Raw genomic sequence first — 12,630 nt, forward strand, 5'->3', positions numbered from 1 at the left:
GGATCAGGCCTTGGTCAGGGTCGCCTCGGTCGCCGGGCCGGGTACGTCGGCCACGACCTCCGGCCGCTCCCGCAGCGACAGCACCACCCGCAGCACCCAGATCCACATCACGGCCGAGCCGAGCATGTGCAGGCCGACCAGGACCTCGGGCAGGTCGGTGAAGTACTGGACGTAGCCGATGACGCCCTGCGCCAGCAGGATCAGGAACAGTTCGCGGGTGCGGTGCAGCGGGCCCTTGGGCGCGTCGACCGCCTTGAGGACGAACCACAGGGCGAACGTCAGCGTGACCACGATCCACGCCAGCACGGCGTGCAGCTTGCTCACCGTCTCCCAGTCGACCGGCATCCGCTCGACCTCGCTGGAGTCGCCCGCGTGGGGACCCGCGCCGGTGACCACCGTGCCCACCAGGATGAGCAGCACGGCCGCCGCGACCAGGAACCACACCAGCTGCTGCACGGCCTTGCCGACCAGCGGGCGCGGCGGCCCGTCGCCCTCACGGGTGCGCTGCCACATCACCGTGGCCACCGCGATGAGCGCGGACGTCGCCACGAAGTGCGCCGCGACCGTGTACGGGTTGAGGCCGACCAGCACCACGATGCCGCCGAGCACCGCGTTGCTCATCACGATCCAGAACTGGGCCCAGCCCAGCCGGGTCAGACCGCGCCGGTACGGCTTGCGGGAGCGCGCGGCGATGATCGCCCAGCCGACGGCGGCGCACAGCACGTACGTCAGCATGCGGTTGCCGAACTCGATGGCGCCGTGGAAGCCCATCGCGCTGGTGGCGGTGAGCGAGTCGTCGGTGCACTTGGGCCAGGTCGGGCAGCCCAGACCCGAGCCGGTCAGCCGTACGGCACCGCCGGTGACCACGATGAGCACCGACATCAGGACGGCGGAGAGGGCCGCGCGCTGGACCGTCCGGGGTTGCGGGGTCCAGCGCTCGGCGATGAAGGCGAGCGGGTTGCGCAGGGCCGCCCTGGTGTCGGCGGGGGTCACTTTTGGCACGCGACCCATCGTAGGACGCCGCTTGTGCACGCTTTCACGAGGGTCCGTCACAGGACACCTTCCCTACTCCCAGCGGAAGAACTTCCCGGCCGCCGCCAGCCCCGCGACCGCCCACACGCCCAGGATCCCCAGGTCGCCCCAGGGCATCCCGGCCCCGTGCTGGAGCACGTCCCGCAGCCCGTCGGACAGCGCCGAGATGGGCAGCAGGCCGAGCACGTCCTGCGCGCCGGGCGGGAACTTGTCCAGCGGGACGACGACCCCGCCGCCGACGAGCAGCAGCAGGAACACCAGGTTGGCGGCGGCGAGCGTCGCCTCGGCCTTCAGCGTCCCGGCCATCAGCAGGCCGAGGCCGGAGAAGGCCGCCGTACCGAGGACCAGGAGCAGCAGGACGGCGAACGGGTTGCCGTGCGGCGACCAGCCGAGCGCGAAGGCGATCACCGTCAGCAGGACCACCTGGAGCACCTCGGTGACCAGCACGGACAGCGTCTTCGCCGTCATCAGGCCCCAGCGGGGCAGGGGCGAGGAGGCGAGCCGCTTCAGGACGCCGTAGCGGCGCTCGAAACCGGTCGCGATCGCCTGCCCCGTGAACGCGGTCGACATCACCGCGAGCGCGAGAATGCCGGGCGCGAGGAAGTCGACCGCCTTTCCGGAACCCGTGTCGACGATGTCCACGGTGCTGAAGAGCACCAGGAGCAGGGTCGGGATGACGACGGTCAGCAGCAGCTGCTCGCCGTTGCGCAGCAGCATCTTCGTCTCGAGCAGGGCCTGGGCCGCGATCATGCGGGGGAGGGGGGCCGCGCCGGGCCTCGGCGTGTACGTCCCGGTGCCGGTGGCGGTCATGAGCGCAGCTCCTTGCCGGTGAGCTCCAAGAAGACGTCCTCCAGGGTGTGCCGCTCGACCGAGATCTTCTCCGGCATCACGCCGTGCTGGGCGCACCAGGAGGTGACCGTCGCGAGCAGCTGCGGGTCGACCTTGCCGGTGACCCGGTAGGAACCCGGTGTCAGTTCGGCGGCCGAGCAGTCGGCGGGCAGGGCCTTCAGCAGCGACCCCACGTCCAGGCCGGGCCGGCCGGTGAAGCGGAGGGTGTTCTCGGCGCCGCCCCGGCACAGCTCCTCCGGGGAGCCCTGCGCGATGACCCGCCCGGCGTCGATGATCGCCACGTCGTCGGCGAGCTGCTCGGCCTCGTCCATGTAGTGCGTGGTGAGGATCACCGAGACGCCGTCGGCGCGCAGGTCCCGGACCAGGTCCCAGGTGGCGCGGCGGGCCTGCGGGTCGAGCCCGGCGGTCGGCTCGTCCAGGAACACCAGCTCGGGGCGCCCGACCACGGCCATGGCAAGGGCGAGCCGCTGCTGCTGCCCGCCCGACAGCCGCCGGTACGTCGTACGGCCGCACGAGCCGAGCCCGAGGCGTTCGATGAGCGCGTCCACGTCCAGGGGGTGGGCGTGCAGCTTGGCGACATGGCGGAGCATCTCGTCGGCGCGCGAGCCCGAGTAGACACCGCCGGACTGGAGCATCACGCCGACCCGGGGCCGCAGCGCACGGGAGTCTCTCACCGGGTCGAGGTCCAGAACGCGCACCGTGCCGGAGTCCGGCTTCCGGTACCCCTCGCAGGTCTCGACCGTGGTCGTCTTGCCCGCCCCGTTGGGGCCGAGCACGGCGGTCACACCCTCCCGGGCCACCAGGTCGAGCCCGTCCACCGCGGTCTTCGGGCCGTACCGCTTCACCAGGGCCTGGACCTGGACCACGGGCTCACTTCGCATGGCCCCGAGTCTAGGTACGTGCCCGCCGCCCGGAACGGGCGGGTTGGTGATCCCCTTCCCGGGGCCTTGTGTGAGAGTGACGCCGCCGCCGGGCCAGGCGTGTTGGCACTGGCGTGACTCCGGAGCGTCGTTGACTGGCTCTGTGACGACACTGCTGGCCAAGGTACTGCCACTTGCCCTGGGAGCCGCCGTGAGCCCGACTCTCTTCGTGGCCGCCGTCGTGCTCCTGTCCGATCCGGTCCGACCGCGCCGACGGGCGGGTTCGTTCGCCGTGGGAGCGGCGGTTCCGCTGGCCGTCATCGGGGCTGCCGGGCTCGTCCTCTTCCGCGGCGCCCGCGCACAGGCCCCCTTCAGGGTCTCGCCGGTCGTGGACATCGTCTTCGGCGTACTCCTGCTCCTGCTGGCCGTACGCGCGGCGCTCAGACCGGCGCGCGGCACATCGCACCACCGCAGGCACCGCGCCGTCACGAGCCTCAGAGCCTGCGCCCTGCTCGGGGCGGGCCTCATGGCGGTGAACTTCTCCAGCCTGGCGCTGTTCGTTCCGGCGGTGAAGGAGATCGCCCTCGCCGCCTCCGTTTCGGCGGCCGAGCAGACCGTCGTCCTGGCGATCGCCGTGGTACTGGCGCTCCTGGCCGTGCTCGTGCCGCTCGTGCTGTACCTGATCGCCCCCGCTCAGGCGCAGTCGGTGCTCACCCCGCTGCTGACCGCGGCGAAACGGCACAGTCGCACCATCGGCGTGGTCATCTGCCTGGTCTTCGGCATCTACCTGACCGTCAAGGGCGCCGTTCGGCTGAGCTGAGTGGTCCGCGCCGCAGCGCTGGGCCGAGACGGTCACGGCGGCCGGCGGGGCCGGGTAAATCCCCGCCGCGGGTCCTGGGGACCCCACCCACCGGCGGGCTTTGGGCTGTTCGGGTGAACCGGCACTATTCGCCCCATACCGATCTTCTGACGATGTTTCACTGACCGTGGTCCGCCAGGTCGGGCAGCGGACGCCTTCTGACGTCCCAGGAAAGGCAGTTGACTCATGCTCAGACACCTTCTGCTCTCACGGGTGAGGGCCGCTGCCGGCCTCGTCGCCTTCGGGCTGCTGTGCGCGGCCCTCGTCGTCCTCCCGGCCCCGCGCGCGGCCGCCCAGCCCGTCGTCGGCCCGGCGCTGTTCGACGACTTCAACTACACGGGCCACACGGATCCGCTGCTCACCCAGCACGGCTGGACCCCGCGGTCCGGTCAGGGCGGGCCGGGCGTGCCCGGTGCCACGTGGAGGCCCCAGAACATCACCTTCGCCACCGCGTCCGGGAACTCCGTGATGACGATGCGCTCCGGTACCAACGGCACGGCGGCCGGCACCGAGCACACCGAGATCTACCAGCAGCGCAAGTTCCTGTACGGCACCTACGCCGCGCGGGTCCACTTCACCGACGTGCCGAGCTACGGCCCGGACGGCGACCGCATGGTGCAGACGTTCTTCACCATCTCGCCGCTGAACTACTCCATGGACCCGAACTACAGCGAACTCGACTTCGAGTACCTGCCCAACGGCGGATGGGGCATCCCCGGCAGCGCCCTGCTCGCCTCTTCCTGGGAGACGTACTCGGAGGACCCGCCCCAGGAGGACCACGTCACCACCCAGGAGCGCGCGAGCTTCGCGGGGTGGCACGACCTGGTCATCACGGTCGACAGCACCGCCATCACCTACTACATCGACGGCCGGCACTTCGCCACGCACAGTGAGCCGTACCTGCCCGAGTCGGCGATGAGCATCCGCTTCAACCACTGGCTGATCAACCTGACGGGGATCAGCAGCCGGAAGACGCGCGCGTACGAGGAGAAGGTCGACTACGTGTACTTCGCCCAGGACCAGGTGCTCAGCCCGTCCGAGGTGCAGGCCGCCGTCGCCGACTACCGGACGCGGGGGGTGACCTTCGAGGACACCGTCTGACTCACCGCGTACCCGCCGGGGCGGCTCAGGACGCGGCGGCCGCCCCGTGCGGGGTGGCGATCGGCAGCCGTGCGGTGAAGGTGGTGCCGCGGCCCTCCGCGGAGCTCACGTACACCTCGCCGCCATGGTTCGCCACGATGGTGCGGACGATGGTCAGTCCGAGGCCAGTGCCCGGAATGGCCGCGTCGGTGGCGTTCGACGCACGGAAGAACCGCTGGAAGAGCTTCTCCTGCTCGGCGGCGGGAATGCCGATACCCGTGTCGCTGACGCTCAGCACCGCCTCGCCGTCCCGGGCCTCGGCGCGTACGGTGACCTTCCCGCCCTCCGGGGTGAACTTCACGGCGTTGGACAGCAGGTTCATCAGGACCCGGTCGAGCTGGTCGCTGTCCGCCTCCAGCACCAGGGGCCGGGAGGGACAGTGCGTCTCCAGGACGACGGAGGCGGCCGCGGCGGCCGGCCGGATGGCGTCGGTCGCCGACACCACCAGACTGCACAGGTCGACCGGTCCCTTCTTGGAGCCGAACGCGCCCGACTCGATGCGTGAGAGGGTCAGCAGATCCTCGATGAGCGCCCGCAGGCGGTTGGCGTTGCGGTCGACCACGTCCAGCATGCGCAGCTGCGGAGGCGTGAGCGGACCGGTCTCCTCGTCCTTCAGCAACTCGATGTATCCCACGATGCTGGTCAGCGGGGTGCGCAGCTCATGGGAGACGGTGGACAGGAAGTCGCTCTTGGCCTTGTCCAGGGCGCGCAGCTTCTCCACCAGACTCGCCTCCTGCTCGTAGAGCAGGGCGGTGTGCAGTGCCCGGCCGATGCCGCTGGCCATGGACTCGACGATTTCGATGTCCATCTCACGCCAGGGGCGGTCGGCGCTGGTACGGGCCACGGCCACGGCACCGATCGGTTCCTCTCCCACGCCGATGGGCGTGATCACCACGGAGTCCAGACCGAGCGCCGCCGCGGCGGCGCGGTTCTCGGCGGGCATACCGGTCTTCCCGAAGGATCCGGGGGCGCCCGGCATCGGTGTGGTGTCGGCCACGTACCGGGGCATGTCGGTGATCAGCCAGACCGTGCCCCGTCGGTAGTGGTCGCGGACCACATCCGCCGGGAGTGTCGGTATGTTCCTCCCCTCCTCCTTTGGCAGCAGGCCTCGTTCCGCGGACCACACCCGGGCCACGGGAAACGCCGAGCCGTCGTTCTCGGCGAGCAGGATGAAGACGTAGTCGGCAGCCAGGACCTCGCTCATCCCCGTGCACGCCGCGTCGAGGACGTAGTCGACGTCGAGTCGGTCCCTGATCCGCCGGCCGGTGTCCCGTGCGGCCTGTGACAGTGCGCGGCGCTCCGCCTCGTCCGCGCGCAGCCGGTCACTCTCGTCCGCGAGTGCGTTCACCGACCGTGCCACCGCGCGGATCTCCTCCGGTCCTGTCTCCTGCGCGCGCGCCGAGTGCTCGCCCGAGGCGAGCCGGTCCAGCGTCGCCGCGGTGCTCTGCAGCGGCCTGGTGAGTGCGCGGGTGGTGCGCACCGCCGCGAACACGGACAGTGCCCCGCCCGCCGCCAGTAGGACGCCGATGGCCACGTTGCTGCCGTCGAGGAACGTGTCGGCTCCGTCCTCCAGACGCTGCATTTCGCTGGTGAGCCGCGTCTCGAGCCGCTGGTTGGTGATGTCGAAGGCCGTGAACCGCCGGCTGGCCTCGTCGGTCAGACGGCGGGCGTCGGCGCTTCCGGGAGCCGCCTGAGCCTGCTGGTCGGCGAGCCGCACATAGGCACGCAGTTGCCGGTCCTGCGCCGCGAGGTTGGAGCGGGCCCACGCCGGGGCGACCCGCCGGGCCTCGGCCAGGGTGGCGACGGGCTCGTCACGCAACTGGCGGTAGCTGCTGCGCGCGGCCGTGTCACCGGTGAGCAGGTAGGTGCGCACGGCACGGCTCATGCGGGTCACCTGCTCGCGCATGTGCATGTTCTCTCGCAGTGCGGGCTGCAACCGGTAGCTCTGATCATGCATCGCGTCCGCCACCCGGGACACCGTGAGCGCCCCTGCCCCCACGAGCAGGAGCAGAGCGATCAGCAGGCCGAAGGCCATGGCGAGCCGTCGTGCCACGCGTACGCCGCGTCGTTCGCTGGTGATTCTCACAGTCGATCGCCGCCCTTCCGGCCCCCCTGGGGCGGGCCGAATCCACTGCGTGTCATCGAGCCCCACACCTGGGGTGCCCGATGCAGCGCGTCCCACATGCCGCGCAACCGCCACCACCCCGTGATCTGGCGGTAGCCGACGTTCTCGACAACCGCGCCGACGAGGACGCCCCACACGTCCCGCCACCGTGAGAAGCGGTGGTAGGCGTACTCCTCGACCGCGACCGACAAGAGTCCGACGATCACCGCGTAGGCGTAGGCGGCGAGCAGGAAGCGCCACAGGAAGCCTGGGTCGACCGCGCCGATCAGCACGCCCAGCGGCACCAGCACCAGACCGGCGAGTTCCACCAGCGGGGCCAGCAGTTCGAAGAGCACGTAGAACGGCAGGGCCACCAGCCCGACGCGGCCATAGCGAGGGTTGCCGATCATGCGGCGGTGCTTGAGCAGGATCTCCGTCAGGCCGCGCTGCCACCGGCGCCGCTGGCGTGCGAGGACCCGCAACGTGGAGGGCGCCTCACTCCAGGAGATCGGCTCGGTGACGAAGACGATGCGGTAGTCGCGATGACGGCGGCCCTGCTCACGCAGATGACGGTGGAGGCGGACGACGAGTTCCGCGTCCTCACCGATGCAGTCCGGGTCCATGCCGCCGACCGCCACCACCACGTCCCGCCGGAACAGGCCGAAGGCGCCGGCGATGATCAGCAGCCCGCCCACCTTGGACCAGCCGGTGCGGCCCAGGAAGAAGCCGCGCAGATACTCGACGACCTGTGCGCGTCCGAGCAGGTCCGTGGGGACGTGCACATCGACCACGCGTCCGGCCTCCACGGTGCAGCCGTTGGCGATGCCGACGACGCCCCCCGCCGCCACCACCCGCAGCGGGTCGTCGCTGAACGGTTTGGCGACGGCGAGCAGGGACTGGGAGTCCAGGATGGAGTCGGCGTCCACCATGCACACCAGCGGGTAACGGGCCAGGTTGATCCCGACGTTGAGCGCGTCGGCCTTGCCGCCGTTCTCCTTGCGGGCGACCACCAGGGGCACGGGACCTCCCCTCGGCAGATGCAGGGACGTGACCTCGCCCCGCATGGGGACGTCCTCGGGGACGACGTGCTCCACCTCGGCGAGGTCGAAGGCGTCGGTGAGGGCGTCGAGCGTGCCGTCGGTGGAGCCGTCGTCGACGACGATGACCTCGAACACCGGGTAGTGCAGCAGCAGCATGGCCCGCACGGCCTCCGTGATGCCCGCCGCCTCGTTGTACGCGGGCATGATCACCGAGATGGGAGGAGTGAACGGGCTGGCGGCGGCGTCCTCGTAGCCGGCGAAGGAGACCCGGCGCAGCCTCCTGACGAGCTCGGCGAGGGCGAGGAGGATCAGCACCAGATAGCCGCTGTTGATGGCCAGGAAGTAGAAGATGATCGCGGTGTCGCACACCGCGATCAGCCCGTGCAGGGTGCCCAGCACTCCGTCCCATACCTCGGCGTGCGCCGCGTGCACAAGCACAGGGCCGTCCTCACCAGGACTCACAGAACCACCTCCACCGGGACGCGGCGCGTGCTGCCGACGGCCGCCTCCGCGAGGGCGGCCCTGGCCTGGGCGGCGGCCCGCGGGTCCGAGCGGCCGACGGCGGCCTCGCGCAGCGCCGCCTCACCCGCCGGGCCGAGCCGCAGCAACGCCCGCGCCGCGGCGCCCGCCACGTGCGGGTCGGCGTCACCGAGCACCTCCTTCAGCGGGCCTGTCGCCGCCACGGCTCCCAGATTGCCGAGCGCCCCGGCGGCCACCGTGCGCAGGGTGACCGGCTGACCGGGCCGGAGAACCGCCAGCAGCGGTTCCAGGCCGTCGGGCATGCCCAGCCTGCCCAGGGCGCGTGCCGCCCGGATCCGGACCTCGGTCTCGGGACCCTCCCACAGCGCACGGACGATGTCGGGGGTGCGGGTGATCGCGCCGGTCACCCCCAGCACTTCGATGGCCACGGCCCTGACGAGGGGCGCCGGGTCCCCGAGCCCCGCCGCGACGCGGGGCACCGCGTCAGGGCCGAGGGAGGTCAGCGCGGCGGTGACCACCGCGGGGGGCACCGTGCGCTTCCCGCGCAGGCTCTCCAGCAGGTGCGGTACGGCCACGGGGTCACCGATGTGGCCCAGCGCCCGTGCCGCGGTCAGCCGCACCTCCCGGTCCCGGTCGTCGAGAAGACGGCACAGTGACTCGGTCGCCGGGCGGTGGCGCAGCCGGCCGAGCACCTGCGCGGCACGCCCCCGCCGGGCCGCGCTGCGGCTGCGCAGCCGGGCGACCGCGTCCGCCGGGGACCCACGCCGCTCGTACAGCAGCACCAGCGCCGTGCGCGCTCGTCCGGAGACCTTGCCCAGCATCGCCGCGACGGTCGGCTCCAGCGCCTTCCAGGTCCGCTTGTCGGCGGGCGCGATGCGGTCAAGCAACTCGCTCTGCTCGTCCTCCGGTGCGCACAGCAGTTCCAGGAGCACAGCGCGCACCGGCGCCGCGAGGCGCCGGCGTCTGCCCTGCCGGTAGGTACGCACGAGGCGGGTGCCCGTGATCAGCAGACTCAGCACGAGCCCGAGGCCCGGCAGGAACAGCAGCGCCTGGGTGACGAATCCCAGGTGGATCACCGCTCTACCCGGCTGAGCATCGCGGCGACGCGGCTGGACAGCTCCCGCGGGCTGAACGGCTTCACGATGTAGTCGTCGGCACCCGCCGCGAAGCCGAGTTCGACGTCTCCCTCCTGGGATCTCGCCGTGATCAGGATGACAGGGAGCGAGGCCGTCTCCGGGGCCGCGCGCACCGAGCGGCAGACGTCCAGTCCCGACATCCCCGGCATCCGGATGTCGAGGAGAACGAGATCGAAAGGCTGCTCACGCGCCGCTCGCAGCGCGGCCATGCCGTCTTCCACTGCCGTGATCTGGTGACCGTTCTGCGTCAACTTGAACGCCACAAGATCCCGGATGTCGGGGTCGTCGTCGGCTATCAGGACACGAGCCATTACTCCTCCTGCGATGCGGAGTTCCGGTAGGAGGCGAGCAGCCGTGCCACCGCCCCCTGCCGGAACGGCTTGGCCAGCAGTTCGTCCGTCGCGAGTTCGACCAGGTCCTCCGCATCGAGCACGGACGAGACGACCAGATGGCAGTGCTGCGTCCGTTCGTCCGCCCGCAGTCTGCGAATGACTTCCCGCCCGTCGATTCCGGGCAGCAGTACGTCGACAATCGCCATGTCGGGGGGATCCGCGAGCGCCAGATCCAGCCCCTCCTCGCCCGTGTCGGCGACGGTCACGCGGCAGCCGAGTCCCGCCAGATGCCGCTTCAGCAGGGCGCTGACATCGTGGTCGTCCTCGACCACCAAGACGTGTACAAGTCCGTGCTGTGTGTTCATCGGCATCCAGATGAAGAGAGCGTTTATCTCGAAAGTAGGATCAAATGGGCACTCTCGCCACAGTTGGCGCATTGGCCCCACCTGATGTGCACGGTGTCGGCCGATGGGCAAAGATCGTTTCCGCAGGTCATTTTAGGTATGCCTAAGTGACGCACGGCACCGTCGCGTGGTCCGGCGCGGCTTGCCCGCCCATGACGAATTACGCAACAATGGCGTTGTGAAAAACGTCGGTGAGGCTCGGGAGGCCCCCACAGGGCCCCCGAAGGAGGAGTTCGCGACCGGGGAGCGGTCCACCCGCAACCGGGTCGCGCGATCCATCCTGGACCACGGCCCCTCGACCGTCGCGGAACTCGCCGAGCGGCTTGGCCTCACCCAGGCGGCCGTACGCCGGCACCTCGACGCCCTCGCGGGCGACGGTGTCGTGGAGCCCCGCGAGCAGCGGGTCTACGGCACGCGCACCCGCGGCCGTCCTGCCAAGGTCTTCGCCCTGACGGACTGCGGCCGGGACGCCTTCGACCAGTCCTACGACAAGCTCGCCGCGGACGCCCTGCGCTGGATCGCCGACCGCGAGGGCGGCAGCGAGGCGATCGCCGCCTTCGCCCGCGCCCGGATCGCCGCACAGGCGAGCGCGTACCGCGAGGCGGTCGAGGCCGCCCCGCCCGAGCGGCGGACCGAAGCGCTGGCCAAGGCGCTCACCATGGACGGGTACGCTGCTACGGCGCGCAGCGCCCCCCACCCGCAGAAGGGTGAACAGCTCTGCCAGCACCACTGCCCGGTCGCCCACGTCGCCGAGCAGTTCCCCCAGCTGTGCGAGGCGGAGACGGAATTTTTCGCCGAGCTGCTCGGTACGCACGTACAGCGGCTCGCCACCATCGCGCACGGCGACGGCGTCTGCACGACGTTCATCCCCAAGATTTCCCACAACGCATCTGCAAGCACGGCCGGGAGGAACCCCGCATGACTCTCCCCACGGAGACTGCCCACCCTGAGCTCGAGGGCCTGGGCAAGTACGAATACGGCTGGGCCGACCGGGACGATGCCGGTGCGTCGGCGCGTCGCGGCCTGGGCGAGGACGTCGTCCGGGACATCTCTTCCAAGAAGAGCGAGCCGGAGTGGATGACCAAGCTCCGTCTCAAGGGCCTGCGCCTGTTCGAGAAGAAGCCCATGCCGAACTGGGGCTCGGACCTCTCCGGCATCGACTTCGACAACATCAAGTACTTCGTGCGCTCCACGGAGAAGCAGGCGGAGTCCTGGGAGGACCTGCCCGAGGACATCAAGAACACGTACGACAAGCTCGGCATCCCCGAGGCGGAGAAGCAGCGCCTCGTCGCCGGTGTCGCCGCGCAGTACGAGTCGGAGGTCGTCTACCACCAGATCCGCGAGGACCTGGAGGAGCAGGGCGTCATCTTCCTCGACACCGACACCGCGCTGAAGGAGCACCCGGAGCTCTTCAAGGAGTACTTCGGCACGGTCATCCCCGCCGGTGACAACAAGTTCGCCGCGCTGAACACCGCCGTGTGGTCGGGCGGCTCCTTCATCTACGTGCCGCCGGGCGTCCACGTGGAGATCCCGCTCCAGGCCTACTTCCGCATCAACACGGAGAACATGGGCCAGTTCGAGCGGACCCTGATCATCGTCGACGAGGGTGCCTACGTGCACTACGTCGAGGGCTGCACCGCCCCGATCTACAAGTCGGACTCGCTGCACTCCGCGGTCGTCGAGATCATCGTCAAGAAGAACGCCCGCTGCCGCTACACGACCATCCAGAACTGGTCGAACAACGTCTACAACCTGGTCACCAAGCGCGCCGTCGCCTACGAGGGCGCGACCATGGAGTGGATCGACGGCAACATCGGCTCCAAGGTGACGATGAAGTACCCGGCCGTCTACCTGATGGGCGAGCACGCCAAGGGCGAGACCCTGTCCATCGCCTTCGCGGGCGAGGGCCAGCACCAGGACGCGGGCGCCAAGATGGTCCACATGGCCCCGAACACCTCGTCTAACATCGTCTCCAAGTCGGTGGCGCGCGGTGGCGGCCGCACCTCCTACCGCGGTCTCATCGAGATCGGCGAGGGCGCCCCGGGCTCCAAGTCGAACGTGCTCTGCGACGCGCTGCTCGTCGACACCATCTCCCGCTCGGACACCTACCCCTATGTGGACGTCCGCGAGGACGACGTGTCCATGGGCCACGAGGCGACCGTCTCCAAGGTCTCCGAGGACCAGCTCTTCTACCTGATGAGCCGCGGCCTGAGCGAGGACGAGGCCATGGCGATGATCGTGCGCGGCTTCGTCGAGCCCATCGCCAAGGAGCTCCCCATGGAGTACGCGCTGGAGCTCAACCGGCTGATCGAGCTGCAGATGGAAGGCGCGGTCGGTTAATCCGTCCGCAGCCCCATCAAGCCCCTTACGCAACGGAAAGCGAGCACTACGACA

At 70.3% G+C, this 12,630-nt stretch carries 12 protein-coding genes; 4 read left to right on the top strand and 8 right to left on the bottom strand.

The features are described from left to right. Positions 1–3 precede the first annotated feature (3 nt). The 3 genes from ACSUPV_RS31145 to ACSUPV_RS31155 are packed head-to-tail and all read right to left on the bottom strand — an operon-like array spanning position 4 to position 2,762. Positions 4–1,011, bottom strand: coding sequence for a COX15/CtaA family protein (locus ACSUPV_RS31145; protein ID WP_359790789.1), 1,008 nt, complete (start codon positions 1,009–1,011; stop codon positions 4–6). Between the two features lie 54 nt (positions 1,012–1,065). Then, positions 1,066–1,842, bottom strand: a complete 777-nt coding sequence (locus tag ACSUPV_RS31150; protein ID WP_382615244.1) for an ABC transporter permease — start codon at positions 1,840–1,842, stop codon at positions 1,066–1,068. After that, on the bottom strand, positions 1,839–2,762 hold the full coding sequence (locus ACSUPV_RS31155) for an ABC transporter ATP-binding protein (protein ID WP_436948989.1): 924 nt from the start codon (positions 2,760–2,762) through the stop codon (positions 1,839–1,841). The genes ACSUPV_RS31150 and ACSUPV_RS31155 overlap by 4 nt, the downstream gene beginning before the upstream one ends. On the opposite strand from ACSUPV_RS31155, the gene ACSUPV_RS31160 reads away from it, so the two are divergent. Both ACSUPV_RS31160 and ACSUPV_RS31165 read left to right on the top strand, forming a co-directional pair. After that, positions 2,761–3,561, top strand: coding sequence for a GAP family protein (locus ACSUPV_RS31160; RefSeq protein WP_382615240.1), 801 nt, complete (start codon positions 2,761–2,763; stop codon positions 3,559–3,561). The two genes, ACSUPV_RS31155 and ACSUPV_RS31160, sit on opposite strands and share 2 nt — an antisense overlap. Positions 3,562–3,786: 225 nt before the next feature. Then, a complete protein-coding gene (locus ACSUPV_RS31165) occupies positions 3,787–4,701 on the top strand; it encodes a glycoside hydrolase family 16 protein (RefSeq protein ID WP_436948990.1) in 915 nt (304 codons plus the stop codon). Between the two features lie 25 nt (positions 4,702–4,726). On the opposite strand, the gene ACSUPV_RS31170 is transcribed toward ACSUPV_RS31165, so the two are convergent. The 5 genes from ACSUPV_RS31170 to ACSUPV_RS31190 are packed head-to-tail and all read right to left on the bottom strand — an operon-like array spanning position 4,727 to position 10,197. Continuing rightward, positions 4,727–6,826, bottom strand: coding sequence for an ATP-binding protein (locus ACSUPV_RS31170; protein WP_436948991.1), 2,100 nt, complete (start codon positions 6,824–6,826; stop codon positions 4,727–4,729). Further along, positions 6,823–8,322: a glycosyltransferase family 2 protein gene (locus ACSUPV_RS31175; protein ID WP_436948992.1), complete on the bottom strand. Its 1,500-nt coding sequence runs from the start codon at positions 8,320–8,322 to the stop codon at positions 6,823–6,825. Before ACSUPV_RS31175 ends, ACSUPV_RS31170 begins: the two co-directional genes overlap by 4 nt. 20 nt (positions 8,323–8,342) lie before the next feature. Further along, positions 8,343–9,440 (bottom strand): HEAT repeat domain-containing protein, encoded by a 1,098-nt coding sequence (locus ACSUPV_RS31180; RefSeq protein ID WP_436948993.1) that lies wholly within the window; start codon positions 9,438–9,440, stop codon positions 8,343–8,345. Next, a complete protein-coding gene (locus tag ACSUPV_RS31185) occupies positions 9,437–9,811 on the bottom strand; it encodes a response regulator transcription factor (protein ID WP_031117379.1) in 375 nt (124 codons plus the stop codon). Before ACSUPV_RS31185 ends, ACSUPV_RS31180 begins: the two co-directional genes overlap by 4 nt. Further along, positions 9,811–10,197: a response regulator gene (locus ACSUPV_RS31190; RefSeq protein WP_051851402.1), complete on the bottom strand. Its 387-nt coding sequence runs from the start codon at positions 10,195–10,197 to the stop codon at positions 9,811–9,813. Before ACSUPV_RS31190 ends, ACSUPV_RS31185 begins: the two co-directional genes overlap by 1 nt. 217 nt (positions 10,198–10,414) lie before the next feature. Here ACSUPV_RS31190 and ACSUPV_RS31195 point away from each other — a divergent pair, with 217 nt between their 5' ends. Together ACSUPV_RS31195 and sufB are read left to right on the top strand one after the other, a co-directional pair. Further along, the gene (locus ACSUPV_RS31195; RefSeq protein WP_031117377.1) at positions 10,415–11,158 is read left to right on the top strand and encodes a helix-turn-helix transcriptional regulator; all 744 of its coding nucleotides are present in this window, start codon (positions 10,415–10,417) and stop codon (positions 11,156–11,158) included. After that, on the top strand, positions 11,155–12,576 hold the full coding sequence (gene sufB, locus ACSUPV_RS31200) for a Fe-S cluster assembly protein SufB (RefSeq protein WP_031117376.1): 1,422 nt from the start codon (positions 11,155–11,157) through the stop codon (positions 12,574–12,576). The genes ACSUPV_RS31195 and sufB overlap by 4 nt, the downstream gene beginning before the upstream one ends. Positions 12,577–12,630: the final 54 nt, after the last annotated feature.

This window comes from Streptomyces sp. SudanB52_2052 (assembly GCF_964272415.1).
Lineage (GTDB): Bacteria > Actinomycetota > Actinomycetes > Streptomycetales > Streptomycetaceae > Streptomyces > Streptomyces olindensis.